General features: G+C 63.3%; 18 protein-coding genes. 1 reads left to right on the top strand and 17 read right to left on the bottom strand.

Going from position 1 to position 21,118, the window contains the following annotated elements; genetic code table 11:
• Nucleotides 1-98 precede the first annotated feature (98 nt).
• The 17 genes from nuoF to E8F12_RS29135 all read right to left on the bottom strand — a co-directional run bounded on the left by nuoF (nt 99) and on the right by E8F12_RS29135 (nt 19,484).
• On the bottom strand, nt 99-1,445 hold the full coding sequence (gene nuoF, locus E8F12_RS29215) for an NADH-quinone oxidoreductase subunit NuoF (RefSeq protein WP_280328692.1): 1,347 nt from the start codon (nt 1,443-1,445) through the stop codon (nt 99-101).
• The gene (gene nuoE, locus E8F12_RS29210) at nt 1,442-1,936 is read right to left on the bottom strand and encodes an NADH-quinone oxidoreductase subunit NuoE (protein WP_280288988.1); all 495 of its coding nucleotides are present in this window, start codon (nt 1,934-1,936) and stop codon (nt 1,442-1,444) included. Before nuoE ends, nuoF begins: the two co-directional genes overlap by 4 nt.
• 1 nt (nt 1,937) lies before the next feature.
• Nucleotides 1,938-3,719 carry an NADH-quinone oxidoreductase subunit C/D gene (nuoC, locus tag E8F12_RS29205; RefSeq protein ID WP_280328691.1) on the bottom strand — a complete coding sequence of 594 codons (1,782 nt, stop codon included), beginning with the start codon at nt 3,717-3,719 and terminating at the stop codon, nt 1,938-1,940.
• 62 nt (nt 3,720-3,781) lie between these two features.
• Nucleotides 3,782-4,459: an NADH-quinone oxidoreductase subunit B gene (locus tag E8F12_RS29200; RefSeq protein ID WP_028628745.1), complete on the bottom strand. Its 678-nt coding sequence runs from the start codon at nt 4,457-4,459 to the stop codon at nt 3,782-3,784.
• A 10-nt stretch (nt 4,460-4,469) separates the two neighbouring features.
• The gene (locus E8F12_RS29195; protein ID WP_280328690.1) at nt 4,470-4,883 is read right to left on the bottom strand and encodes an NADH-quinone oxidoreductase subunit A; all 414 of its coding nucleotides are present in this window, start codon (nt 4,881-4,883) and stop codon (nt 4,470-4,472) included.
• A gap of 491 nt (nt 4,884-5,374) precedes the next feature.
• Nucleotides 5,375-7,369 carry a PhoX family phosphatase gene (locus E8F12_RS29190; protein ID WP_280328689.1) on the bottom strand — a complete coding sequence of 665 codons (1,995 nt, stop codon included), beginning with the start codon at nt 7,367-7,369 and terminating at the stop codon, nt 5,375-5,377.
• A gap of 119 nt (nt 7,370-7,488) precedes the next feature.
• Nucleotides 7,489-8,088, bottom strand: coding sequence for a murein L,D-transpeptidase catalytic domain-containing protein (locus E8F12_RS29185; RefSeq protein WP_280328688.1), 600 nt, complete (start codon nt 8,086-8,088; stop codon nt 7,489-7,491).
• Between the two features lie 159 nt (nt 8,089-8,247).
• Nucleotides 8,248-9,843: an isocitrate lyase gene (locus tag E8F12_RS29180; RefSeq protein ID WP_280328687.1), complete on the bottom strand. Its 1,596-nt coding sequence runs from the start codon at nt 9,841-9,843 to the stop codon at nt 8,248-8,250.
• 511 nt (nt 9,844-10,354) lie between these two features.
• Entirely contained in the window at nt 10,355-11,164 is an 810-nt protein-coding gene (locus tag E8F12_RS29175) for a secretin N-terminal domain-containing protein (RefSeq protein WP_280328686.1), read from the bottom strand.
• Nucleotides 11,161-11,790 carry a histone acetyltransferase HPA2 gene (locus E8F12_RS29170; RefSeq protein ID WP_280328685.1) on the bottom strand — a complete coding sequence of 210 codons (630 nt, stop codon included), beginning with the start codon at nt 11,788-11,790 and terminating at the stop codon, nt 11,161-11,163. The genes E8F12_RS29175 and E8F12_RS29170 overlap by 4 nt, the downstream gene beginning before the upstream one ends.
• Before the next feature lie 8 nt (nt 11,791-11,798).
• A complete protein-coding gene (locus tag E8F12_RS29165; RefSeq protein ID WP_280288996.1) occupies nt 11,799-12,224 on the bottom strand; it encodes a GNAT family N-acetyltransferase in 426 nt (141 codons plus the stop codon).
• The gene (locus E8F12_RS29160; RefSeq protein WP_280328684.1) at nt 12,217-13,383 is read right to left on the bottom strand and encodes a cupin domain-containing protein; all 1,167 of its coding nucleotides are present in this window, start codon (nt 13,381-13,383) and stop codon (nt 12,217-12,219) included. Before E8F12_RS29160 ends, E8F12_RS29165 begins: the two co-directional genes overlap by 8 nt.
• 60 nt (nt 13,384-13,443) lie before the next feature.
• Nucleotides 13,444-14,814, bottom strand: coding sequence for an adenylosuccinate lyase (gene purB / locus E8F12_RS29155; protein ID WP_280328683.1), 1,371 nt, complete (start codon nt 14,812-14,814; stop codon nt 13,444-13,446).
• 110 nt (nt 14,815-14,924) lie between these two features.
• Entirely contained in the window at nt 14,925-15,545 is a 621-nt protein-coding gene (gene hflD / locus E8F12_RS29150; RefSeq protein ID WP_280328682.1) for a high frequency lysogenization protein HflD, read from the bottom strand.
• Nucleotides 15,542-16,660, bottom strand: coding sequence for a tRNA 2-thiouridine(34) synthase MnmA (gene mnmA / locus E8F12_RS29145; RefSeq protein ID WP_280328681.1), 1,119 nt, complete (start codon nt 16,658-16,660; stop codon nt 15,542-15,544). The genes hflD and mnmA overlap by 4 nt, the downstream gene beginning before the upstream one ends.
• 55 nt (nt 16,661-16,715) lie before the next feature.
• Nucleotides 16,716-17,159: an NUDIX hydrolase gene (locus E8F12_RS29140; RefSeq protein ID WP_280328680.1), complete on the bottom strand. Its 444-nt coding sequence runs from the start codon at nt 17,157-17,159 to the stop codon at nt 16,716-16,718.
• 96 nt (nt 17,160-17,255) lie between these two features.
• The gene (locus E8F12_RS29135; protein ID WP_280328679.1) at nt 17,256-19,484 is read right to left on the bottom strand and encodes an NADP-dependent isocitrate dehydrogenase; all 2,229 of its coding nucleotides are present in this window, start codon (nt 19,482-19,484) and stop codon (nt 17,256-17,258) included.
• Between the two features lie 359 nt (nt 19,485-19,843).
• On the opposite strand from E8F12_RS29135, the gene icd reads away from it, so the two are divergent.
• On the top strand, nt 19,844-21,100 hold the full coding sequence (gene icd / locus E8F12_RS29130) for an NADP-dependent isocitrate dehydrogenase (protein ID WP_280328678.1): 1,257 nt from the start codon (nt 19,844-19,846) through the stop codon (nt 21,098-21,100).
• Nucleotides 21,101-21,118: the final 18 nt, after the last annotated feature.

The following is a 21,118-nucleotide window of genomic DNA, read 5'->3' as shown; positions in this document are numbered from 1 at the left end:
TGCGCGCGGGGCCGGGTTACGGCCGCCGCTGCGCGAATTCTTCTTGGAGCCTGTTCACGATCTGCTGCGCGTCGGCTCGCGGGATCGTGAACACGCTCTTAGGCGCCGACGGGGATCGGTCGCGCTGCCGGGATCTCGCGGGCGATGCCTGCTTCGAACTCCGGACGGAAATACTTCATCGCACTGCCCAGCGGCTCGACGGCGCCCGGTGCGTGGGCGCAGAAGGTCTTGCCCGGGCCGAGGAAGCTGACGAGCTGCTCCAGGGTCTCCAGGTCACCCGCCTGGCCTTCGCCGCGCTCCAGGGCGCGCAGGAGCTTCACGCTCCAGGGCAGGCCGTCGCGGCAGGGCGTGCACCAGCCGCAGGACTCACGGGCGAAGAACTCTTCCATGTTGCGCAGCAGGGAGACCATGTTGATGCTGTCGTCCACGGCCAGTGCGAGGCCGGTACCCATACGGGTGCCCACCTTGGCGATGCCGGCGGCGTACATCGGCGCGTCCAGGTGTTCCGGGAGCAGGAAGCCGGTACCAGCGCCGCCTGGCTGCCAGGCTTTCAGCTTGAAGCCATCACGCATCCCACCAGCGTAGTCCTCGAACAGCTCGCGAGCCGGAACGCCGAAGGGCAGTTCCCAGAGGCCGGGGTTCTTCACCTTGCCAGAGAAGCCCATGAGCTTGGTGCCCATGTCTTCGCTGCCCGGGCGGGCGAGGGCCTTGTACCAGTCCACGCCGTTGGCGACGATCGCCGGCACGTTGCACAGGGTCTCGACGTTGTTGACGCAGGTGGGCTTGCCCCAGACGCCGACGGCGGCGGGGAAGGGCGGCTTGGAGCGCGGGTTGGCGCGGCGGCCTTCCAGGGAGTTGATCAGTGCGGTCTCTTCACCACAGATGTAGCGGCCTGCGCCGGTGTGGACGAAGAGCTCGAAGTCGAAACCGCTGCCGAGGATGTTCTTGCCCAGCAGGCCGGCGGCCTTGGCTTCCTCGATGGCGCGGTTGAGGATGTTCGCCGCGTCGACATATTCGCCGCGCAGGAAGATGTAACCACGATAGGCCTTGAGGGCGCGGGCGCTGATCAGCATGCCTTCCACGAGCAGGTGGGGCAGCTGTTCCATCAGCATGCGGTCCTTCCAGGTGTTGGGTTCCATTTCGTCCGCGTTGCACAGCAGGTAGCGGATGTTCATGGATTCGTCGGCCGGCATCAGGCCCCACTTCACACCGGTGGGGAAGCCTGCACCGCCGCGGCCTTTGAGGCCGGAGTCCTTGACCTGCTGCACGATCTCGGCCTGGGCCATTTCAGTCAGGGCCTTGCGTGCGGCGGCATAGCCGTTCTTCTGCTGGTACTCGTCGAGCCAGACCGGCTGCGCGTCTTCGCGCAGGCGCCAGGTCAGCGGATGGGTCTCTTCGCTGCGGGCGATGCGGTTGGCCGGGCCGATGGAGGTGAGGGTCTTCATTGATAGGCCTCCAGCAGCTGGGCAACGCCGTCAGGCTGGACGTCGCCGAAGGTGTCGTCGTCGATCATCACGGCCGGCGCCTTGTCGCAGTTGCCCAGGCAGCAGACCGGCAGCAGGGTGAAGCGGTTGTCGGTGGTGGTCTGGCCGAGGCCGATGCCGAGCTGCTTCTGCATTTCGGCGACGACGGACTCATGGCCGCCGACGTAGCAGGTCATGCTGTCGCACACACGGATCACGTGGCGGCCAACCGGCTGGCGGAAGATCTGGCTATAGAAGGTGGCCACGCCTTCGACGTCGCTGGCGGGGATGCCGAGGATCGCGCCGATGGCATCGGCGGCGCCGTCAGGCACCCAGCCGCGTTCCTTCTGGACGATCTTCAGGGCCTCGATGGACGCCGCGCGCGGGTCCTCGTAGTGATGCATTTCGTGCTCGATGGCCGAGCGCTCGGTTTCGCTGAGGGCGAAACGGTCGGTCTGGATAAGGGTGCTCATATCAGCGGTCCACGTCAGCCATTACGAAGTCGATACTGCCCAGGTAGGCGATCAGGTCTGCCACCATGCTGCCGCGGATCACCGAAGGGATCTGCTGCAGGTGGGGGAAGCTGGGCGTCCGAATCCGGGTGCGGTAGCTCATGGTGCTGCCGTCGCTGGTGAGGTAGTAGCTGTTGATGCCCTTGGTCGCCTCGATCATCTGGAAGGCTTCGTTGGCCGGCATGACCGGGCCCCAGGAAACCTGCAGGAAGTGGGTGATCAGGGTCTCGATGTGCTGCAGCGTGCGCTCTTTCGGCGGCGGCGTGGTCAACGGGTGGTCCGCCTTGTACGGGCCTTCCGGCATGTTCTTCAGGCACTGGTCGATGATGCGGATGCTCTGGCGCATCTCTTCAACGCGGACCATGCAGCGGTCGTAGGCGTCGCCGTTGTGGGCCAGCGGTACTTCGAACTCGAAGTTCTCGTAGCCGGAGTAGGGGCGAGCCTTGCGCAGGTCGAAGTCGCAGCCGGTGGAACGCAGGCCAGCACCGGTGACGCCCCACTCGAGGGCTTCCTTGGTGTTGTACTGGGCGACGCCGACGGTACGGCCACGCAGGATGCTGTTCTTCAGTGCGGCCTTTTCATACTCGTCGAGGCGCTTGGGTAGCCATTCGACGAACTCTTTCACCAGGCCGTCCCAGCCGCGCGGCAGGTCGTGGGCGACGCCGCCGATGCGGTACCAGGCCGGGTGCAGGCGGAAGCCGGTGACGGCTTCGATCACCTTGTAGGCGCGCTGGCGGTCAGTAAAGGTGAAGAACACCGGGGTCATGGCGCCCACGTCCTGGATGTAGGTGCCCAGGAACAGCAGGTGGCTGGTGATACGGAAGAACTCGGCCATCATCACGCGGATGAAGTCGACGCGCTGCGGCACCTTGATGCCGGCGAGCTTCTCGACCGCGAGGACGTAGGGCAGGTTGTTCATCACCCCGCCGAGGTAATCGATACGGTCGGTGTAGGGAATGAAGCTGTGCCAGGACTGACGCTCGGCCATCTTCTCGGCGCCGCGGTGGTGGTAACCGACTTCCGGCACGCAGTCGACGATCTCTTCGCCGTCCAGTTGCAGGATGATGCGGAAGGCACCGTGGGCGGAGGGGTGGTTCGGGCCGAGGTTGAGGAACATGTAGTCCTCGTTCTCGCCGTGGCGTTTCATGCCCCAGTCTTCCGGACGGAAGCGCGCGGCCTCCTCTTCAAGCTGGTGCTTGGCCTGGGTCAGGCTGAAGGGATCGAATTCGGTGGCGCGCGCCGGGTAGTCCTTGCGCAGCGGGTGACCTTCCCAGGTGTTGGGCATCATGATCCGCGACAGGTGCGGATGACCGGCGAAGGTGATGCCGTACATGTCCCAGACTTCCCGCTCGTACCAGTTGGCGTTCGGCCAGATACCGGTGACGGTCGGCAGGTTGAGGTCGCCCTCGGACAAGGCCACCTTGATCATTACGTCACTATTACGCTCCAGCGACATCAGGTGGTAGAACACCGTGAAATCGCCGGCCGGCAGGCCACGGCGCTGAGTGCGCAGGCGCTCGTCGACGCCATGCAGGTCGTACAGCATGACGTAGGGGCGCGGCAGGTTGCGCAGGAATTTCAGGACGTCGATCAGCTTGTCGCGGCCGACCCAGATCACCGGCATGCCGGTGCGGGTCGACTGAAGGGTGAAGCTTTCGGCGCCGAAGCGGGAATTCAGTTCTACGACGACGTCTTGGTCGTCTGCCTTGTAAGGCGGAATGGACAGAACGGTGTCTGCAGTCATAGTCTCGGTCGCTATTCGTCAACGTAAAGAATGAGCCTGGGGTCTTCCGGGGAAGAACAGGCTCAGACTTCGTCGGGGCTGCGCAGGTTGGTAACCTGAATACGCTGTTCGCGGCGCTTTTCCCGCTCGGAGGGCATGTCGGCACGGTAGATGCCTTGGTCCCCCACGACCCAGGATAGCGGGCGGCGCTCCTGGCCGATGGATTCCTGCAGCAGCATCAGGCCCTGCAGGAACGCCTCGGGGCGGGGCGGGCAACCGGGAATGTAGACGTCCACGGGGAGGAACTTGTCCACGCCCTGAACGACCGAGTAAATGTCGTACATGCCGCCGGAGTTCGCGCACGAACCCATGGAGATCACCCACTTGGGCTCCAGCATCTGCTCATAGAGGCGCTGGATGACCGGTGCCATCTTGATGAAGCAGGTGCCGGCAATGACCATGAAGTCCGCCTGGCGCGGTGATGCACGAATGACCTCCGCACCGAAGCGCGCGATATCGTGCGGTGCGGTGAAGGCGGTGGTCATCTCCACGTAGCAGCAGGAGAGGCCGAAGTTGTACGGCCACAGGGAGTTCTTGCGACCCCAGTTGACTGCGCCGTTGAGAACATCCTCGAGCTTGCCCAGGAAGATGTTCTTGTGCACCTGATCTTCTAGCAGCGGGTCGGAAACGGTCTCCCGTTCGCCGATCGGATACTGCTCGTAAGTCGCATCCGGATCGATCCGAGTAAGTTTGTATTGCATTGCCAAAGCCTCATTGTTTTAGCTTCGCCTGCCGCTTGCGACGACCTTCGGGAGCCCAATCGAGCGCCCCGATGCGCCAAAGGTAGACAAGACCTGCCAACAGAATTGCTATGAAAATGGTTGCTTCGATGAAACCGGCCCAGCCGCTTTCGCGGACGGAGACGGACCAAGCGAAGAGAAAGAGGGCTTCGACGTCGAAGATCACGAAGAGCATCGCGACCAGATAGAATTTTGCGGAGAGGCGGAGGCGGGCGGTGCCGGTGGGGAGCATGCCGGATTCGAAGGGGTCGTTCTTGCTGCGACCGATGGCCTTGCTGCCCAGCAGGCTCGAGACCCCGATCATGAAAGCGCAGAGGCCGACGACGCCCAGCAGGAAAATGGCGAAACCCCAGTTGTGGGACATGATGGCAGCAGCTTCCGACATGCCGGAACTCCTTAAGACAAGGAACGGCGTTCACTTGCGTTAAAAGGTTTAATGCCGGGCTCAAATGATGCCCTGGCAATCGATTCCAACAATTTTATGCCCGAGCGGGTGTGCAAGTAAATTTTTCAGGCCAAAAATTTGCCCGCGCAGCCGGATTTCGCGCCTGCATCTCCCTTGTAAGCCACGAATGGCACGGCTTTCAGCGTTTTGTTAGGCCTTGGTCGGATTGCGGCCTTATGTCGCAGCAGGGGTTCGCCATGGTAAGGAATGATAGTCATTAGCATTTGATTGGTGGTTAATTAGTCACTACACGGAATTTGTCCGCTGGAACTAAGAAACTGCCTAAACAAATATGCTTCCGGTCCTCCTTAGTTGTTCCGTGAGTCCTTTCATATTTGCGACAAATCCATCTGTTTTTAGTACTTAGTGCTTTTCCTGGGTGAAGAAAAAAGGCCGACCATCGTTGGTCGGCCAAGAGCTTCGAGGGGGATTCAGAGCAGCCTGCGGCCGTCCTCACGGGTGATGACCACGGTCGAGGAGCGCGGGCGCTTGCCCGGGCCGTCCGGCCAGGTGCTGAGCAGATTGGTGGCGGTTGAGCCTTCGCCCGGGTGCTGGATATTGATGAACAGGGTGCGGAAGTCCGGCGTCGCCGTAATGCCGGTCACCTCAGCGCCCAGCGGGCCCACCAGGAAGCGCTTCAATTCACCGCTGCGCGGGTCAGCGACAAGCATCTGGTTGTTGCCGAACGGGCCGGCGCTCAGCTGGCTGCCGCTCATGTCGGTCTGGATCCAGAGGCGGCCTTCGTCGTCGAACCAGAGGCCGTCCGGGCTGGCGAGGATGTTTTGCGCGCCCAGGGCGTTGCCGTTGGGGCCGCGGCTGTCGCCTTCCGGACCGGCGAGGAGGAAGAGGTTCCAGTCGAAGCGCCTGCCGCTGTGGTCGCGGCTGTTCTCGCGCCAGCGGATGATGTGGCCATAGGCATTGGCCGGGCGCGGGTTGGCGGCATCGGCGGTGGTGCGCGCCGTGTTGTTGGTGAGGGTGAAGTAGACCTCGCCGTTGTCCGGGTTCACCGCACCCCATTCAGGGCGGTCCATACGGGTGGCGCCGACGATGTCAGCAGCCAGGCGGGTATTGATCAGCACTTCGCCCTGGTCGGCGAAGGTGACCCCGGCGGCCTGGCAGGCCTTGAGGAAGTTGCTGTCGTTGAGGTCCAGGGCCAGCCAGTCACCGCTGCCATCGGCATTGAAGCGCCCGACGTAGAGAGTACCTTCGTCCAGCAGGCGGCCGTTGGCCTGGCCTGGGCGGTACTTGTCGCGGCTGACGTACTTGTAGACGTACTCGTTCTGCGAGTCATCGCCGGAATAGCAGACAACCGGACGGCCCGGTTTCACCGGGGCGAAGACCAGGCCTTCGTGGGCGAAGCGGCCGAGTGCGGTGTGCTTGACCGGGGTGGAATCCGGGTCGAAGGGGTCGATTTCGACTATCCAGCCGAAATGGTTCGGTTCGTTGCGGTAGTCACCCTTGGCGTCGGCGGCCTTGCGGGTGGCATCGAAACGCTCGAACTCGTCGCCGCCCAGGGTTTCCCAACCGAAGCGACTGGCGTTGCGCAGGCCATAGCGCTTGAGTTCGCGGGGCAGGTCCGCATCGCGGGTGGCGAAGTAGCCGGCCCAGTTCTCCTCGCAGGTCAGGTAGGTGCCCCAGGGGGTGAAGCCGTTGGAGCAGTTGTTCTGGGTGCCGCGGGTGGCGGTACCTTGAGGGCTGTAGTGGGTCTGCAGCAGTTTGTGGCCGCGGGCCGGGCCGTTGATTTCCATGTGCGTCGCAGCGGTGATGCGGCGGTTGCGGCGGCTCGGCACCACTTCCCACTCACCGCCTACATTGCGGCGGATCTCTACTACCGAGACGCCGTGAGCGTTGATTTCCTTGCGTACTTCCTCGGCGCTGACGCGTTTGCCGTCCACCAGGGTCGCGCCGTTGGGATGCAGCAGCGGGGCGTCGATGTATTCATGGTTCAGCACCAGCAGCCCATGGTCCGAGCGCTTGCCGGAACCGCGGCGGGCGTCGATGGGGAAGAAGTGCATGCCGTCATGGTGCATGCCGACCTGTTCGGCCTGGTCCTGGGCACTGTTGCTGGCGTCGTCGGCGAAGGCCGGGTAGCGCCCGGTGATGGGGGTGCCCCAGGGAATGAAGGGAGTGGCCTTGTAGCCCGGCGGCACGCTGATCGTGTCGGCGCGGCCGGTGGGGATGGCCTCGAAGGGCAGGCGCATACGGGGCTTGAAGGAGAAACCCTTGGTGTCGGCATCAGCCGCCAGCGCTTCGCCGGGAATGGCTGCGCCGAGGAAGGCAAGCGTGCTCATGGCGGCGCCGCCGATCAGCAACTGGCGGCGGTTGAGTCCACCGATCAGGTCGTTGATGTGCGGGTTGTCGGAGGTGTTACTGGGCAACTCGTCGCCGTTGCCAAAGAGCACGGCATTGTCGTTTTGTTGGTTCAAGGCGGGTCTCCATACGGGCCAATCGACGGAGCCCTGACGCTAATGCCTGAAAGCGACGGAAGCATGACAAAGACGTGGACATGTTGTTGCGAGGGAGGTGGCACGCATATCGCCATGCTTCAGTTGCGCACCAGTGCTTGGGTCCGCTGGTCGATGGCGAAGATCAGGGCACCGCCGGCCAGCGCTTCGATCACCTTGTCGCGATCGGCGCTGGCCAGGACCAGGCAACCATAGCTGCGGCCTGGCACGCCGTGGCGGCGGATGAAGTTGTCCTCCATATAGGCGTTGGCGTGGACGACGATGGCGCGCTCTTCGGCGTTGCTGTTGCTTAGCGACAAGCCTGCCAGCCGCATGGAGAGGCCATGGCCGGGCTCGTCGCTGTCGAATACCTGGGCGGTGCGAAAGAGGCCGAGGGAGGTGGCGCGGCTGCCGAAAGCGTTGGAGAAGCTGTCGGCCTGGCCGTCATGGTCCGGGTCAGAGCCTTTGCCGTGGGCGACGCGGAAGCTGCCCAGCAAAGCATGACTGCGGCTGTCGAAGAGATAGAAGCGCGGTAGCGTGGAGGGGCGGCCGTAGTCGACCACGGCGAAGCGAGGGTGCTGGTTCCTTTGCAACTCGCCGAGAATCTCAGCCAGGGCGGGCGGGGAGATCAGCAGTTCCAGGTCTCCGGCACGCAGGGCAGGGGAAATGAGCAGCAAGATCAGCAGCAGGGTTCTCGGCACGTCCGGTTCTCCATGGGTTACCCCGCTGATTGTAAGAGTGCTCGTGCGCCTGGCAACTCGCCGCTGACGGCAGGGGCAAAAGAAAACCCCGGTGCAAGCACCGGGGTTTTTCGACTTGCCATGTCCGGCCGATGCGTGGTCGGCCGGTGGCAGTTCCTCTTAGTGGAACTGGTTCATGGTGTTGTCTTTACCGCTCGCCTTCAGAGCAGCTTCGCCAGCGAAGTACTCCTTGTGGTTGTCGCCGATGTCGGAGCCAGCCATGTTCTGGTGCTTGACGCAGGCGATGCCCTGACGCAGTTCCTGACGCTGAACGCCTTTCACGTAGGCCAGCATGCCCTGGTCGGCGAAGTACCCTTTGGCCAGGTTGTCGGTGGACAGCGCGGCGGTGTGGTAGGTCGGCAGGGTGATCAGGTGGTGGAAGATACCGGCGTGGGCTGAACCGTCGCGCTGGAAGGTGCGGATCTTCTCGTCTGCAATCTGAGCCAGCTCGGTTTCGTCGTACTCGACGCTCATCAGCTTGGTGCGGTCGTAGGCGGAAACATCCTTGCCTTCAGCAACGAACGCATCGAACACTTGCTGACGGAAGTTCAGGGTCCAGTTGAACGACGGGCTGTTGTTGTACACCAGCTTGGCGTTCGGGATGACCTGACGGATGCGGTCAACCATGCCCTTGATCTGGCCAACGTGGGGCTTCTCGGTTTCGATCCAGAGCAGGTCGGCGCCGTTCTGCAGCGAGGTGATGCAGTCCAGGACGCAGCGGTCTTCGCCGGTGCCCTTGCGGAACTGGAACAGGTTGCTCGGCAGACGCTTGGGACGCAGCAGCTTGCCGCCGCGGTTGATCACCACGTCGCCGTTCTGCAGGTCGGCCGCGCTGATCTCGTCGCAGTCCAGGAAGGAGTTGTACTGGTCGCCCAGGTCGCCCGGTTGCTTGGTCACGGCGATCTGCTTGGTCAGGCCGGCACCCAGGGAGTCGGTACGGGCAACGATCACACCGTCGTCAACGCCCAGCTCGAGGAAGGCATAGCGAACAGCGTTGATCTTGGCGAGGAAGTCTTCGTGCGGAACGGTCACTTTGCCGTCCTGATGGCCGCACTGCTTCTCGTCGGAAACCTGGTTCTCGATCTGGATGCAGCAGGCACCCGCTTCGATCATTTTCTTGGCCAGCAGGTAGGTGGCTTCCGGGTTACCGAAACCAGCGTCGATGTCGGCGATAATCGGTACTACATGGGTCTCGTAGCCATCGATCTGGGCCTGGATCTCGTCCTGCTTGGCCTTGTCACCAGCGGCGCGTGCAGCGTCCAGTGCGGTGAAGAGCTGGTCCAGTTCGCGGGCGTCAGCCTGGCGCAGGAAGGTGTAGAGCTCTTCGATCAGGCCGGAAACGGCGGTTTTCTCGTGCATCGACTGGTCCGGCAGCGGGCCGAAGTCGGAACGCAGGGCAGCGACCATCCAGCCGGACAGGTAGAGGTAGCGCTTGTTGGTGGTCTTCAGGTGCTTCTTGATGGAGATCAGCTTCTGCTGACCGATGAAGCCGTGCCAGCAGCCCAGGGACTGGGTGTAGACGGAGGAGTCGGCATCGTACTCGGCCATGTCCTTGCGCATGATGGCCGCGGTGTACTTGGCGATATCCAGACCGGTCTTGAAGCGGTTCTGGGCGCGCATGCGGGCAACCGACTCGGGGTTGATAGCGCTCCAGCTGTTACCGTTCACTTCTTTCAGTGCGGCAATGGCCTTGATGTCGTTCTGATAAGCGGACATGGTCAATCCTTCAAAGTGTATATGTGGTTGAGCACCGACTTTCCCACTCAAAAACCTGCGTTCTGAAGGTTATTGCGGGTTGCTCACCGCAGCGCGTCGAAGGACCGACTGGAGGAGATTGAAGCTGAAGGTAGGGTGACGAGTTGCACACGCCCGCGGGATCGATGGGTGGTTTTGCGCTCCTGACTCGCTTGCCGGTTCGTGGAAACCGTTGGGCGATTTGCCGGGCGTTGCCTTCGATCTTGCGGTTGTTGCTGACGCTTCCCCGTCCCTCAGGACAACTTCGTTCCAGTCGCAACCTTGTCGCACTGCCTTATGGGCTGTCACAACACGGATCGGCTCGGCTGGTTGGCTGGGAGCGCGACCCGGAGGCCCTTTCCAGGGCCCCTGGCTAGCGGGAGCGAGGCCATCATGCCTCTTCAAACAAGCGCTCGTCAAACGTTTTGTAGTGTTTTTTTTGCACTACTACATAATACTTTCGGCTGAGACCGGTCGGTCAAAAAATGCTCGATCAGTCGACTGCGTCGACCTTGAGGCGCAGGGTCATGTCTTCATGGCCCTGGGTGGTGTGGCGGCGCAGGAATCCGCTCTGGTCGGACTGATTGTCCTCGTTCACTGCGCCGATGGTGATCCATTCGCCGAGTCGCCCGCTGACCTTAGTGTCGGTGCTCTGCACGTCGATCACGCCCGGCTGGTTGCTGTTCAGGCGATCGCGATTACTGCTGATGCTGACGTGCACCAGTTCGCCGCTGAGGGTGGCGGTGACGTAGAAGCCGCGGGTGACGTTGCGGTACTCGGTATTGCTGTAGATCTCGCCGTAGGGGCTGCTGTTGGTGGTGGTGATGGGCACGCTCTGGCCCACCTGGATCAGCGCCGGGTAGCCTTCGGTGGTCTGCACCTGCTGCACGCCGCCGCCGCGGCTGTCGGTGGTACGGCGGATTATGCGCACCTGGTCGCGGCCATGGACTTCGCCGCGCCCAGCCTGGACGTCGACGCCGCCGACGCTGGCTGACCCGTTGACCGCATAGCCGCGATCGTCCTGGAAATTGCTGTCACTGGTGTCGACGCTGATCAGCAGCCGCCGTGGGCGCGTGTCGAGCTGGTCGATGAGGTTGCGCAGTTCATCGATCCTGGCTGGGCTGGCGTTGACGACGAGCTGGTTGCCATAGGCGCTGACCCGGCCCTTGTTGCCCAGCACCGATTGTGCCGTGGGCAGCATCTCGTCCGCCGTGCGATAGCGCAACTGGATGAGCTCCGTGGCGGCCTGCAGCGGCAGGCAGACCAACAGGAGGAGGGCGGCGAGCAGGGCGCGTGGGGTCATAGCAGGAAGCTCCGTAAGTCCGGGTCGGTGGTGCTCATGTCCCAGGCCTGGTCGAAGCGGGTCTGCTGCAGCCGGGTCCTTCCGGGGTCGTTGTACAGGGCGTAGCCGGCGACCTGTTCCGGCTCGGGACGCACGAGCAGGCCGCGGTCGTCGGCGATCAGATAGGCCAACTGTTCCGAGGCGTGGTCCGGATTGATCCGCCGGATCTGCAAGTTACTGGAAATGCGCCGGCTCAGGCTGAGCAGGCGATGGCCCTCCTTCACGGCGCGGCTCAGGTCGCGCACCAGGATGCGCAGCTGACATTTCGGATCGCTGATCAGAAGGCGGGTGCAGGCCTGCTGGATGGCGCTGTTGTGGTAGAGCCAGGGTTCCAGGTCAGGGCTGTACAGGCAGAGACTTCGGCGCGCCTGCTGCATGAGCGCCAGGGCATGGGCGCGGGCGTCATCAGGGGTACTGAAGCGCTCGAGCCGGTCGTGGGTGCCGAGAATGAAGGGCGCGGGCTCCCAGCCCGGCGCTTCGGCCTGGGCTGGGGGCGGGTTGTGCACGCTGAAGCGCCCCGGCGACTGGAATTCGATGGCCGGCAGTTCGACTTCGTTCTCAGTGGGTTCCGGGGCGTTTTCCTTCATGTCTGCCTCTACTGGCTCTCGCGCAGCATGTCCACGTGGGGGATGCCAGCCTCGAGGAACTCGCTGCTGACGATCTTAAAGCCGTGGCGTTCGTAGAACGCGGTGGCATGGACCTGGGCGGACAGCATCTGGCGCTTCAGGCCTCGGCGTTCAGCTTCGGCGATGGCCGCCTGCAGCAAGCGGTCGCCGACTTTCAGCCCGCGCCAGTCCTTGAGCACCGAAACGCGGCCAATATGGCCGTCGGGGAGCAGGCGGGCGGTGCCGATAGCATAGTCCCGCTCGAAGGCGAGGAAGTGCACGGCGTCCGCATCTTCAGCGTCCCATTCCAGTTCCGGTGCGACAGACTGCTCGGCGATGAATACGGCTTCTCGGATTCGGCGCAGGTCGGCATTGTCCTTTTGCCAGTCGGCAACGCGGACGTGTATCTCACTCATCGGCAAACTCCAGACTTCCTTGCTTGACCAGTTCCAGAAGAAGCTTACGCCCCTCGTCATCGGCCAGCCATTGGCCGAGATTCTCCAGATGCAGCGCGTCAGCGGCGCAGATCAACTTCAGCAGTTCGCGCAGGCTGCCCGGCAGCAGGCGGCTCTGGCCGCTGGCGAAAAGCACCAGGTCCGCGTCGACTTCGGACCAGGCCAGGCGCGCGCTGGGGTTGCGCACCAGCACTGCGCCGTCCTCAACGGCGCCGAGGAAATCGTCTTCTTCCACCTCGGCGCCGGCCACCAGTTCCGGGTAGCGCGGCTCGGTCATGAACTGGCCGAACCAGGTGAGCAGCAGGCGCTCGTCGCTCATGTGCTCGCTGAGCAGGGACTTCAGTCGTTCCAGGGCGTCGTGCTGGATCTGATGCGGGTCGCTCACGGGGGCGGCGCCGGCGTCGCTGTAGCGCTCCTCGTCCGGCAGGAACTGGGCGAGGAAGTCGGTGAAGTGGGTCAGCACTTCGGCGGCGCTGGGGGCGCGGAAGCCCACCGAGTAGGTCATGCAGTCGTCTTCAGCGATGCCGAAGTGCGCCAGGCGCGGCGGCAGGTAGAGCATGTCGCCGGGTTCCAGTACCCACTCGTCGGTCTGCTGGAAATCGGCGAGGATGCGCAAGTCGGCATGGGGCAGCAGGGCGCTGTCGCCGTCGCACATCTGGCCGATCTTCCAGCGGCGGCGGCCGTGGCCCTGGAGCAGGAACACGTCGTAGTTGTCGAAGTGCGGGCCGACGCCGCCACCCGGGGTGGCGAAGCTGACCATCACGTCATCGATGCGCCAGCTCGGCAGGAAGCGGAACTGCTCGAGCAGCTCGGCCACGTCCGGGACGAACTGGTCGACCGCCTGGACCAGCAGGGTCCAATCGCGTTCGGGAAGGTTCTGGTAGGCGTCCTCGGCGAACGGACCGCGACGCAGTTCCCAGGGGCGCTCACCGTGCTCGAGCACCAGGCGCGACTCGACTTCCTCTTCGAGGGACAGTCCCGCGAGTTCGTCGGGCGAGATGGGGCTTTCGAATCCGGGGATGGCCTGACGGATCAGGAGCGGCTTCTGCTGCCAGTAATCGCGCAGGAATTCGCGTGCGGTAAGGCCGCCCAGAAGTTGAAGAGGAATATCAGGATTCATATCTAAGCCTTTGAAATAAAAACGCCCGGCACAGCCGGGCGTGCACTGGTTCACAACCAATCAGATGCGCTTGGCCTGGGCTACGGCGTTACCGATGTAGCTGGCGGGGGTGAGTTTGCGCAGTTCGGCCTTGGCCTCGGCAGGCATATCCAGGCCATCGATGAAAGTCTGCAGGGCTTCGGGGCTGATGCCTTTGCCGCGGGTCAGCTCCTTGAGCTTCTCGTAGGGGTTTTCGATCGCATAACGGCGCATCACGGTCTGGATCGGTTCGGCGAGCACTTCCCAGCAGGCGTCCAGATCTTCAGCAATGCGTTGAGCATTCAGCTCCAACTTGCTGATTCCCTTGAGGCTCGCTTCGTACGCAATCACGCTATGGGCGAAACCTACACCCAGGTTGCGCAGCACGGTGGAGTCGGTCAGGTCGCGTTGCCAGCGGGAGATCGGCAGCTTGCTGGCCAGGTGCTGGAACAGGGCGTTGGCGATCCCCAGGTTGCCTTCGGAGTTCTCGAAGTCGATGGGGTTGACCTTGTGCGGCATGGTGGACGAGCCGATCTCGCCGGCGATGGTCTTCTGCTTGAAGTAGCCGAGGGAGATGTAGCCCCAGACGTCGCGGTCGAAGTCGATGAGGATGGTGTTGAAGCGGGCGATGGCGTCGAATAGCTCGGCGATGTAGTCGTGCGGCTCGATCTGGGTCGTGTAGGGGTTGAACGCCAGGCCCAGGTCGCCTTCGATGAATTCGCGGGCGTTGGCTTCCCAGTCCACCTGCGGGTAGGCGGAGAGGTGGGCGTTGTAGTTGCCGACGGCGCCGTTGATCTTGCCCAGAAGGGGCACGGCGGCGACCTGGGCGATCTGGCGCTCCAGGCGATAGACGACGTTGGCCATTTCCTTGCCCAGGGTGGTGGGCGAGGCCGGCTGGCCGTGGGTGCGGGAGAGCATGGGCACGTCCGCGAAGCGCACGGCCAGGTCGCGGATGGCGTCGGCGAGCTGGCGCATCAGCGGCAGGATCACCTGGTCGCGGCCTTCGCGCAGCATCAGGGCGTGGGACAGGTTGTTGATGTCCTCGCTGGTGCAGGCAAAGTGGATGAACTCGCTGACCTTGGCCAGTTCCGGCAGCTTGGCGGCCTGCTCCTTGAGCAGGTATTCCACGGCCTTGACGTCGTGGTTGGTGGTGCGCTCGATTTCCTTGATGCGCTCGGCGTGCTCCAGCTGGAAGTCTTCGGCCAGTTGGTCGAGCAGGGCATTGGCTTCGGCGGAGAAGGGCGCGACTTCCGGGATGCCGGCGTGGGCGGCAAGGCGCTGCAGCCAGCGGACCTCTACCTGGACGCGGCAACGGATCAGGCCGTATTCACTGAAGATCGGGCGCAGGGCGCTGGTTTTGCCGGCGTAGCGGCCGTCTACGGGGGAAACCGCGGTGAGCGAGGAAAGCTGCATGAGGGCGTTCTCGGACAATCGGTCAACGAAAAGGGGCGCACATCATACACGGAATTCGTCCCGCTCACCGCTTCCCCGCCATGGCCGTGCGACGCATGGCGCAGCGGGACTCAGCCGCGCAGGAGCGGGTAGAGCTCGTTGAGCAGCTTGCGGCGGCTGAACAGCAGCTGCCAGCGGTTGCCGCCGAGCTGGCGCCAGAGGCGCGCGGCGCGGATGCCGGTGAGGAGCAGGGCGCGGATTTTCGCGGCATTGCTCGACTGCTGCAGGTGGCGCATGTCGCCGTGCACCTGGATACGTTGGCGGAAGGTGCTGAGGGTGTCCTGGTAGAGACTGGCGCAGGCGGCGATGACGTTGTCGTGCACCAGGCCGAAGTGCTGCACCTGCTGCTGGATCTGGTCCAGGCGGCTGCCGATGACTTCGAGCATGTCGCCGCGCTTGGCCAACTGGCGCTCGAGGGTAAGCAGCGCCAGGGCGTAGCGCAGCGGTTCGCGTTGCAGGCTCGACGGATCGCGCTCGAGGGCACTGACCAGGGCCTTGTAGCCGTCGCGCAGGTTGATGTCGTCGCCACCGTACACGTCGAGGGTGTCTTTCGGGTCGCGTATGAGCAGGCTGCCGAGCATGCAGCCCAGCGGCGGCTCGCTGATCTGGCCGGTCTTGGCGATGCGGTCCACTAGCGCTGCGGCCTCGAATACGGCGCCCAAGGCGACGAGCTGTTCGCGGGTCTGGTTCATGGGCGCTGTACTCCTGCATCCCGGGGCTCGGCGCTTTCTATCACGCCGCCGCCGAGGCAGATTTCTCCGTCGTAGAAGACCACCGACTGGCCCGGGGTGACCGCGCGCTGAGCCTCGTCGAACACCGCTACGTAGCCGTCAGCGGTTTTCTCCAGGGTGCAGGGCTGGTCGCTCTGGCGATAGCGCACCTTGGCCTTGAGGCGGCGCGGCTGGTCGAGATCGATCGGGTTGACCCAGTAGATCTCGGACGCCTTGAGGGCGCGGGAGTAGAGCCAGGGGTTTTCGTTGCCCTGGCCGACGATCAACACATTGCGCTGGAGGTCCTTGGCCAGGACGTACCAGGGATCATCGCTGGCGTCCTTCAAGCCGCCGATGCCCAGACCCTGGCGCTGGCCGATGGTGTGGTACATCAGGCCATGGTGGCGGCCGATGACGTCGCCTTCAACGGTCTGGATCTCGCCGGGCTGGGCAGGCAGGTACTGCTTGAGGAAATCGGTGAAGCGGCGCTCGCCGATGAAGCAGATGCCGGTGGAGTCTTTCTTCTTCGCCGTGGCCAGGCCGTATTTCTCGGCAATCGCGCGCACTGCCGGCTTTTCTAGTTCGCCCACCGGGAAGAGGGTGCGGGCGATCTGCTCGCCGCCGACCGCATGCAGGAAGTAGCTCTGGTCCTTGTTCGGGTCCAGGCCCTTGAGCAGTTCGGTGCGGTCGTCGATGTCCCGGCGGCGTACGTAATGGCCGGTGGCGATCAGGTCTGCGCCCAGGGACAGGGCGTAGTCGAGGAAGGCCTTGAACTTGATTTCGCGGTTGCAGAGGATGTCCGGGTTCGGCGTGCGCCCGGCCTTGTATTCGGCGAGGAAGTGCTCGAACACGTGGTCCCAGTACTCCGCCGCGAAGTTGGCGGTGTGCAGCTTGATGCCGATGCGGTCGCAGACGGCCTGGGCATCGGCCAGGTCCACTTTGGCGGTGCAGTACTCGGTGCCGTCGTCCTCGTCCCAGTTCTTCATGAACAGGCCTTCCACCTGGTAGCCCTGCTCGAGGAGCAGGAGGGCGGAAACCGAGGAATCGACGCCGCCGGACATGCCGACTATGACGCGGGTATTGGCTGGATCACGCATGGGAATCTGCACTGGCTGGTAAGCAAAAGCGGAATTCTAACAGGGCACGGGCCGGTCAGGCGACGCGGATCAGGCTGAGGGGGAAGCGCTCGCCGTCCAGGTAGTCGTCTATGCAGCGCAGGACCAGGTGGCTGCGCCAACGGTTCTTCTCGGTGAGCAATTCGTCACGCGTCAGCCAGCGTGGGCCGATGATGCCCCTGTCCAGCGGCTGGTCCGGGTGGTGGCGCAGCGGTCGGGCGGCGAAGCAGACGCGCTGGTAGGTCACGCCGTTGCTGGGGGCGGTGTAGAGGTAGATGCCAGTGACGGCGGTCAGTTCGACTTCCCAGCCGGTTTCTTCCAACGTTTCGCGCAATGCCGCCTGAATCAGGCTCTCGTCGGCTTCCAGGTGGCCGGCCGGCTGATTGAAAACTGCGCGGCCATCCGCCAGTTCCTCGACCAGCAGGAAGCGCCCCTGGTCCTCGACGATGGTTGCGACGGTGATGTGGGGTTGCCAGCTCATCAGGAACTCCTGGTGAAAACGTACATGATAAGGCGTCGGCGGCAGCAAAAAGAAACCCCGGGCGAGCCCGGGGTTTCCTTGGTTCCGCGGTGGCGATTAAGCCAGCAGTCCGTCGATCGCAGCGTTCAGGGTAGCGCTGGGGCGCATTACCTGGCTGGTCAGCTCCGGGTTGGAACGGTAGTAGCCACCGATATCCACTGCCTTGCCCTGGACGCCGTTCAGTTCGGCGACGATGGTCGCCTCCTGTTCGGTCAGGGCCTTGGCCAGCGAGGCGAAGTGGGCCTTCAGCTCGGCGTCGTCATTCTGGGCCGCCAGGGCCTGGGCCCAGTACAGCGCCAGGTAGAAGTGGCTGCCGCGGTTGTCGATTTCACCGACCTTGCGGGACGGCGACTTGTTGTTGTCCAGCAGCTTGCCGGTAGCTTCGTCGAGAGTCTTGCCCAGCAGTTTGGCCTTGGTGTTGCCGGTCTTGATGCCGGTTTCTTCCAGGGACACGGCCAGGGCCAGGAACTCGCCGAGGGAGTCCCAGCGCAGGTAGTTTTCCTCGACCAGCTGCTGCACGTGCTTCGGAGCCGAACCGCCGGCGCCAGTTTCGTACATGCCGCCACCGGCCATCAGCGGAACGATGGACAGCATCTTCGCGGAGGTGCCCAGTTCCATGATCGGGAAGAGGTCCGTCAGATAGTCGCGCAGGACGTTGCCGGTCACCGAGATGGTGTCCTGGCCGCGCAGCTGGCGCTCCATGCTGGTGCGGATGGCTTCGTTGTAGCCCTTGATGCTGATGTCAAGGCCGGTCAGGTCGTGATCCTGCAGGTAGGCTTCGACCTTCTTCTGCAGTTCGCGGTCGTGGGCGCGCTCCGGGTCCAGCCAGAAGATGGCCGGGGTGTTCGACAGGCGGGCGCGGGTGACGGCCAGCTTGACCCAGTCACGGATCGGGGCGTCCTTGGTCTGGCAGGCGCGCCAGATGTCGCCGGCTTCCACTGCGTGCTGCATCAGCACGGTGCCATCGGCTGCCACGACGCGCATGGTGCCGTCGGCGGTCATCTCGAAGGTCTTGTCGTGGGAGCCGTATTCCTCGGCCTTCTGCGCCATCAGGCCGACGTTCGGCACGGTGCCCATGGTGGTCGGGTCGAAGGCGCCATTGGTCTTGCAGAAGTTGATCATCTCCTGGTAGATGCGGGCGTAGGTGCTCTCCGGCATCACCGCCTTGGTGTCCTTCTGCTTGCCGTCCTTGCCCCACATCTGGCCGGAGTTGCGGATCATCGCCGGCATGGAGGCGTCGACGATCACGTCGCTCGGGATGTGCAGGTTGGTGATGCCCTTCACGGAGTCGACCATCGCCATTTCCGGGCGATGGCTGTACACCTCGTGGATGTCGTGGAGGATCTCTTCCTGTTGGGAAGCGGGCAGCGCCTTGATCTTGTCGTAGACGCTGCTGATGCCGTTGTTCGGGTTGACGCCCAGTTCCTTGAACAGCTCGCCGTACTTGTCGAACACGTCCTTGTAGTAAACGCTGACGGCGTGGCCGAAGACGATCGGGTGGGAGACCTTCATCATGGTCGCCTTGACGTGCAGGGACCACATCACTCCGGATTCCTTGCAATCCTGCAGGGTCTGCTCGAAGAAGGCGCGCAGTTTGTTGCAGCTCATGAACATGCTGTCGAGGACTTCGCCGTCCTGCAGGCTCAGCTGCTTCTTGACTTCGACCTTGCCGTCCTTGCCGACGAACTCGATGCGCACGTCACCGGCCTTGGCCATGGTGATGGACTGCTCGCTGGAGAAGAAATCGCCGCCGCGCATGTAATCGGCATGGGAGCGGGAGGCCATGCTCCACTTGCCCATGGAATGCGGGTGCTTGCGGGCGTAGGCCTTGACGGCGGCCGGGGCGCGGCGGTCGGAGTTGCCTTCGCGCAGGACCGGGTTCACGGCGCTGCCGAGGATCTTGGCGTAGCGGGCGCGGACTTCTTTCTCGGCGTCGGTCTGCGGGTCTTCCGGGAAGTCGGGCACGTTGTAGCCCTGGGCCTGCAGTTCGGCGATGGCGCCTTTCAGCTGCGGCACGGAGGCGCTGATGTTCGGCAGCTTGATGATGTTGGCGTCTACCGAGGTGGCCAGGGTAGCCAGGTAGGCCAGGTCGTCCTCGATGCGTTTGTCGGCATCGAGCTGGTCGGCGAAGCTGGCGAGGATGCGTCCTGCAAGAGAGATGTCGCGGGTCTCGACGTCGATGCCGGCAGAGGAGGCGAAGGCTTTGACGATGGGAAGCAGCGAGTAGGTAGCGAGGGCGGGTGCTTCGTCAGTGAAGGTGTAGGTGATCTTCGAGCGGATGGACATCTACTAATAACTCTCTTTTTTGCTGGGCGCGCACAGAATCTCGATCTGCGTTGGTGGACGCCTTCGCTCAACTCGGCGTTGAGCCAAATGTCGAGAATTGCCGCGGGATGTTGGGGCGCCAGTAGAGCGTTGTGCGGCTGGTCCATGGTAGTGGTCCGGCCGTTGCGAGGAGATGAGGTGGTCTGGTCCCAGACTGCTCGGACCTCGATGACCGTTAGGTCACGGCGCGCAGTATATCACTCTCAATCGCAGCCTGAGATGAACACTCGTTTTCGACTAAGGAAGATATGGTCGATGACCGCCCAACTGGAGTACGCTGACGCGCTGCAATAGGGTTCAACCACAAAACGGAGCTCAGCATGGGATACCAAAAGATCCAGGTGCCGGCAGTCGGTGACAAAATCACCGTCAATGCAGATATGTCCCTGAACGTACCGAATAACCCGATCATCCCCTTCATCGAGGGCGACGGCATCGGCGTCGACATCAGTCCGGTCATGATCAAGGTGGTGGATGCCGCCGTTGCCAAGGCTTACGGCGGCGCTCGCAAGATCTCCTGGATGGAGGTCTTTGCCGGTGAGAAAGCCACCCAGGTCTACGATCAGGACACCTGGCTGCCGAAAGAAACCCTGGAAGCCGTTCGCGATTACGTCGTTTCCATCAAGGGCCCGCTGACCACGCCGGTGGGTGGCGGCATCCGCTCCCTGAACGTCGCCCTGCGCCAGGAGCTGGACCTCTACGTTTGCCAGCGTCCGGTGCGCTGGTTCGAGGGCGTGCCCAGCCCGGTGAAGAAGCCCGGCGACGTCGACATGGTGATCTTCCGCGAGAACTCCGAAGACATCTACGCCGGTGTCGAGTGGAAAGCTGGCTCCCCAGAGGCCGAGAAGGTCATCAAGTTCCTCACCGAGGAAATGGGCGTCAAGAAGATCCGCTTCACCGAGAACTGCGGCATCGGCATCAAGCCAGTTTCCCTGGAAGGCACCAAGCGCCTGGTGCGCAAGGCCCTGCAGTACGCCGTGGACAACGATCGCAGCTCCGTGACCATCGTCCACAAGGGCAACATCATGAAGTTCACCGAAGGTGCCTTCAAGGAGTGGGGCTACGAAGTCGCGCGTGACGAGTTCGGCGCCGAGCTGCTGGATGGCGGCCCGTGGATGCAGTTCAAGAACCCGACCACCGGCAAGAACATCGTGGTGAAAGACGCCATCGCCGACGCCATGCTGCAGCAGATCCTGCTGCGTCCGGCCGAGTACGACGTGATTGCCACCCTGAACCTGAATGGTGACTACCTGTCGGACGCCCTGGCGGCTGAAGTGGGTGGTATCGGCATCGCGCCCGGCGCGAACCTGTCCGACACCATCGCCATGTTCGAAGCAACCCACGGCACAGCGCCGAAGTACGCTGGCCAGGACAAGGTGAACCCGGGTTCGGTCATCCTCTCCGCCGAGATGATGCTGCGCCACATGGGCTGGACCGAAGCGGCCGACCTGATCATCAAAGGCACCAATGGTGCCATCGCTGCGAAGACCGTGACCTACGACTTCGAGCGTTTGATGGAAGGCGCCAAGCTGCTGTCCTGCTCCGAGTTCGGCGACGCCACCATCGCTCATATGTGAGCCTGACGGCGTATACGA

The organism is Pseudomonas sp. BN102 (assembly GCF_029871245.1).
Lineage (GTDB): Bacteria > Pseudomonadota > Gammaproteobacteria > Pseudomonadales > Pseudomonadaceae > Metapseudomonas.
Note: the sequence above shows the minus strand (reverse complement) of the source record. Positions and strands in the feature narration are given on the sequence as shown.

What these genes read in the sequence shown, in the direction of transcription:
- E8F12_RS29135 (WP_280328679.1), bottom strand. Translation starts at nt 19,484, where the DNA reads ATGTCCATCCGCTCGAAGATCACCTACACCTTCACTGACGAAGCACCC.
- E8F12_RS29175 (WP_280328686.1), bottom strand. Translation starts at nt 11,164, where the DNA reads ATGACCCCACGCGCCCTGCTCGCCGCCCTCCTCCTGTTGGTCTGCCTG.
- mnmA (WP_280328681.1), bottom strand. Translation starts at nt 16,660, where the DNA reads ATGCGTGATCCAGCCAATACCCGCGTCATAGTCGGCATGTCCGGCGGC.
- E8F12_RS29140 (WP_280328680.1), bottom strand. Translation starts at nt 17,159, where the DNA reads ATGAGCTGGCAACCCCACATCACCGTCGCAACCATCGTCGAGGACCAG.
- E8F12_RS29170 (WP_280328685.1), bottom strand. Translation starts at nt 11,790, where the DNA reads ATGAAGGAAAACGCCCCGGAACCCACTGAGAACGAAGTCGAACTGCCG.
- hflD (WP_280328682.1), bottom strand. Translation starts at nt 15,545, where the DNA reads ATGAACCAGACCCGCGAACAGCTCGTCGCCTTGGGCGCCGTATTCGAG.
- E8F12_RS29165 (WP_280288996.1), bottom strand. Translation starts at nt 12,224, where the DNA reads ATGAGTGAGATACACGTCCGCGTTGCCGACTGGCAAAAGGACAATGCC.
- nuoE (WP_280288988.1), bottom strand. Translation starts at nt 1,936, where the DNA reads ATGAGCACCCTTATCCAGACCGACCGTTTCGCCCTCAGCGAAACCGAG.
- icd (WP_280328678.1), top strand. Translation starts at nt 19,844, where the DNA reads ATGGGATACCAAAAGATCCAGGTGCCGGCAGTCGGTGACAAAATCACC.
- E8F12_RS29180 (WP_280328687.1), bottom strand. Translation starts at nt 9,843, where the DNA reads ATGTCCGCTTATCAGAACGACATCAAGGCCATTGCCGCACTGAAAGAA.
- E8F12_RS29200 (WP_028628745.1), bottom strand. Translation starts at nt 4,459, where the DNA reads ATGCAATACAAACTTACTCGGATCGATCCGGATGCGACTTACGAGCAG.
- E8F12_RS29195 (WP_280328690.1), bottom strand. Translation starts at nt 4,883, where the DNA reads ATGTCGGAAGCTGCTGCCATCATGTCCCACAACTGGGGTTTCGCCATT.
- purB (WP_280328683.1), bottom strand. Translation starts at nt 14,814, where the DNA reads ATGCAGCTTTCCTCGCTCACCGCGGTTTCCCCCGTAGACGGCCGCTAC.
- E8F12_RS29160 (WP_280328684.1), bottom strand. Translation starts at nt 13,383, where the DNA reads ATGAATCCTGATATTCCTCTTCAACTTCTGGGCGGCCTTACCGCACGC.
- nuoC (WP_280328691.1), bottom strand. Translation starts at nt 3,719, where the DNA reads ATGACTGCAGACACCGTTCTGTCCATTCCGCCTTACAAGGCAGACGAC.
- nuoF (WP_280328692.1), bottom strand. Translation starts at nt 1,445, where the DNA reads ATGAAGACCCTCACCTCCATCGGCCCGGCCAACCGCATCGCCCGCAGC.